Here is a 3,057-nt window from a genome sequence, read left to right on the forward strand (position 1 = left end):
CCCCTAGCCCCTAGCCCCTATCATGAAAATTGTCTTTTTTGGTACTCCCCAGTTTGCAGTTTCTAGTTTAGAAAATTTACTAAATCATCCAGACATTGAAGTTGTGGCAGTTGTTACTCAGCCAGATAAGCGCCGAGGGCGGGGCAATCAATTAATACCTTCCCCTGTTAAAATAACTGCTGTTGCTCACAATCTTCCAGTCTGGCAACCCCAACGAATTAAAAAAGATAGTGAGACACTATCTTTACTCAAACAAACAGAAGCCGATCTCTTTATAGTGGTAGCTTACGGTCAGATACTTTCTCAAGAAATTTTGGATATGCCTCAGTTAGGCTGCATCAATGTTCACGGCTCAATCTTGCCCAAATATCGGGGGGCGGCACCGATTCAATGGTGTCTATATCACGGCGAAAAGGAAACTGGTATTACTACAATGCTAATGGATGCTGGTATGGATACTGGGGCAATGTTATTGAAAGCTTTTGCAGGGATTACTCTTTTAGATAATGCTGCAACATTGGCGGAAAGGTTATCAGAATTGGGAGCTGATTTATTAGTAGAAACTGTGTTAAAGTTAGGGAAAGACGAAGTGAAAGTGATTCCTCAAGATGCGTCAGAGGCAACTTATGCGCCGCTGATTAAAAATCCCGATTATGCGATCGATTGGTCGAAGAGTGCGATCGCACTTCACAATCAGATTAGAGGATTTTTCCCCGACTGTGTTACCAGTTTTCGCGGCAATTCGGCAAAAATTAGCGCTACTGCACCTCTGGGTTCTGAATATTGGTTAAAATTGCCGCCAGATTTGCGGCGTTTAGAGCAAGATTGGTCAACTTTATCTGAGCTTTCTGGTAAGTGTGGAGAAGTTGTAAAAGTTGTTAAAAATTTGGGGCCAATCGTGCAAACTGGCGAGGGTTTATTGCTGTTGCGCGAGGTGCAGTTAGCGGGGAAAAAAGTTCAGTCTGGATGGGATTTTGCTAATGGTACTCGCTTGGCTGTGGGGGAGGTTTTTGGTATAAAGAATGAAGATAAAGCAAATAATTAGTAAAGATGATGAAGGAACTTAAGAATGAGAGGAGACGCGATCGCCTCCGTATTCTGAGACATCGCCCAAGCGATCGCGCAACTCATGATTTTTCATAGAAGCGGCAGCGATCGCATGGCCCCTCTGGATTAACCGCACAGCGAATGATCTCTGATCGCGCACTATAGCGACAACTGGCATCGCCTATAACCCAGTGTCCCTCGACAAAACTCTTCTCTGTAGGCCGTTGTGCAGACTGCACGTACAAGTCAATTTTCTGCAAGCGATAGCGCCCCGATCGCAATTGATAGCGGTGACGGCGTTCTAAAACAGCATAAGTCTGACCTTTTAAATCGAGATAATTTCCCGGTTGCGGTGTCCAATCAAGCTGGACACTTCCCAGGGATTGGCGCGGGTGGGTAAGTATAACCTCTGTCGGTAAAGTTTCTTGTTCCATCTGCCTATATGCTCTATCTATTGCTGACTACAGGTCAAAGCGATAAAGATATTTTACCGCAGATCGAGGTAGAACAATATAGATGATGTTGCTTTCATCTGCATTTATTTGGGTCAAAAAATATCTCTTTTATCAGTTTTCAATTGAGGAAATCAGGACTTACACACCCAATTTAATTAGCAATTAGCAATTAGCAATTAGCAATTAGCAATTAATATATTTTTGATAATCGGAAATAAAAATCATATAGATTTGAGCGCTGTATCCTATAATAGGGGCGATCGCTTATATTGCTTATACGGAAATACCTGTTGTTGAAATGATCCAAACTGTATATCTTGCCGTTAATGGTACTTTGATGCGAGGTCTGGAGTTAAACCATAACTTGTTAGCAGTTGGCGCTAGCTTTGTGCGAGAGACTGTAACGGAACCCAGTTATCGGTTATGGTCAATTAAAGACCGTTATCCAGCTATGCTGCGAGTTGCAGATGGGGGAGTTGCGATCGCAGTTGAAGTTTGGGCTATACCTGCTGATGGTATCAGCGAAATATTATTAAAAGAACCCGCTGGATTATGCGTAGGTAAGGTACGTTTAGCTGACGGTGAAGAGGTTCTGGGAATTTTAGGCGAAGCTATCTTATGTGAGGGACAGCGCGAGATTACGGAATGGGGCGGATGGCGGAGTTATGTGAATAAGACTTACGCATAATTGTTTGTAACGCCGCCCTCTGGGCGATAGATTTACCGCCCAGAGAGCCGCGTTACGTAAAACTTGCGTTAAATTTTAATAATTCAATGCTTTGAATAATTGCGTCGCCGTTGTCGTCCAGCCAATGATACCACCTTGGGCGCGAATCATCTCTAAAGTAGCTTGTTTGAACTCAGGAAAATAACTAGCAGTCGCATCTTCTATTAACAGACATTCATATCCTCTATCATTAGCTTCGCGCATCGTTGTTTGCACGCAAACCTCTGTTGTCACTCCCGCAAAAATCAGGTGAGTAATGCCTTTTTCCTGCAACATAGATTCTAAATTAGTGCGAGAAAAAGCACCTTTACCTGGTTTTGAAAGCGCAATTTCGCCCGGTAGCGGCGCTAACTCTGGTATAATACCATTTCCCGCTTCACCTAACACGAGAATGCGACCCATTGGGCCGACATCTCCAATAGTTAATTTACCTTTTCCCCGTTTAATTTTAGAGATTGGACAATCAGACAAATCGCTATTATGACCTTCTATAGTATGAAAAATGGGGAGGTTGAATTTGCGAAATTCCTCTAATAATTGCTTAACTGTAGGCACAATTGATTGCAGGAGTGAGACATCATTTCCTAATGTTTCTCCAAAACCTCCTGGTTCTAGAAAATCTCGCTGCATATCAATGACAATTAAGGCAACACTGTTTAGATTTGGCAATTCATAGTCATAGGGTTTTGCTGGGATAGAAATCATTTTTTCACCTCTAATTTTAATTCTCAAGTAGGTTGGATGTAGCGACAGCGAAACCCAACATTATATTAATGAATTGTAAGGTGGGCGCTCGCCGACAACTATCTTCTGCTATGAGTTACAGGC

General features: G+C 42.7%; 4 protein-coding genes. 2 read left to right on the forward strand and 2 right to left on the reverse strand.

Annotated elements, in window-relative coordinates; genetic code table 11:
- Positions 1–22: 22 nt before the first annotated feature.
- Positions 23–1,045, forward strand: a complete 1,023-nt coding sequence (gene fmt, locus PN499_RS19580; RefSeq protein WP_272033800.1) for a methionyl-tRNA formyltransferase — start codon at positions 23–25, stop codon at positions 1,043–1,045.
- An 82-nt stretch (positions 1,046–1,127) separates the two neighbouring features.
- On the opposite strand, the gene PN499_RS19585 is transcribed toward fmt, so the two are convergent.
- Positions 1,128–1,481 (reverse strand): DUF6464 family protein, encoded by a 354-nt coding sequence (locus tag PN499_RS19585; protein WP_007356070.1) that lies wholly within the window; start codon positions 1,479–1,481, stop codon positions 1,128–1,130.
- A gap of 319 nt (positions 1,482–1,800) precedes the next feature.
- Between PN499_RS19585 and PN499_RS19590 the strand changes: the two genes are divergently transcribed.
- Complete coding sequence (locus tag PN499_RS19590) at positions 1,801–2,190, forward strand: allophanate hydrolase-related protein (protein WP_272033802.1); 390 nt, start codon at positions 1,801–1,803, stop codon at positions 2,188–2,190.
- Positions 2,191–2,265: 75 nt separating this feature from the next.
- Here PN499_RS19590 and PN499_RS19595 read toward each other — a convergent pair whose 3' ends face one another.
- Positions 2,266–2,934: a cysteine hydrolase family protein gene (locus PN499_RS19595; RefSeq protein WP_272033804.1), complete on the reverse strand. Its 669-nt coding sequence runs from the start codon at positions 2,932–2,934 to the stop codon at positions 2,266–2,268.
- Between the last annotated feature and the right edge of the window lie 123 nt (positions 2,935–3,057).

Origin of the sequence: Kamptonema animale CS-326, assembly GCF_028330895.1 — a bacterium.
Taxonomy (GTDB): Bacteria; Cyanobacteriota; Cyanobacteriia; order Cyanobacteriales; family Microcoleaceae; genus Kamptonema; species Kamptonema formosum.

Coding starts and splice junctions, on each gene's coding strand:
- fmt (WP_272033800.1), top strand. CDS start 23: ATGAAAATTGTCTTTTTTGGTACTCCCCAGTTTGCAGTTTCTAGTTTA.
- PN499_RS19585 (WP_007356070.1), bottom strand. CDS start 1,481: ATGGAACAAGAAACTTTACCGACAGAGGTTATACTTACCCACCCGCGC.
- PN499_RS19590 (WP_272033802.1), top strand. CDS start 1,801: ATGATCCAAACTGTATATCTTGCCGTTAATGGTACTTTGATGCGAGGT.
- PN499_RS19595 (WP_272033804.1), bottom strand. CDS start 2,934: ATGATTTCTATCCCAGCAAAACCCTATGACTATGAATTGCCAAATCTA.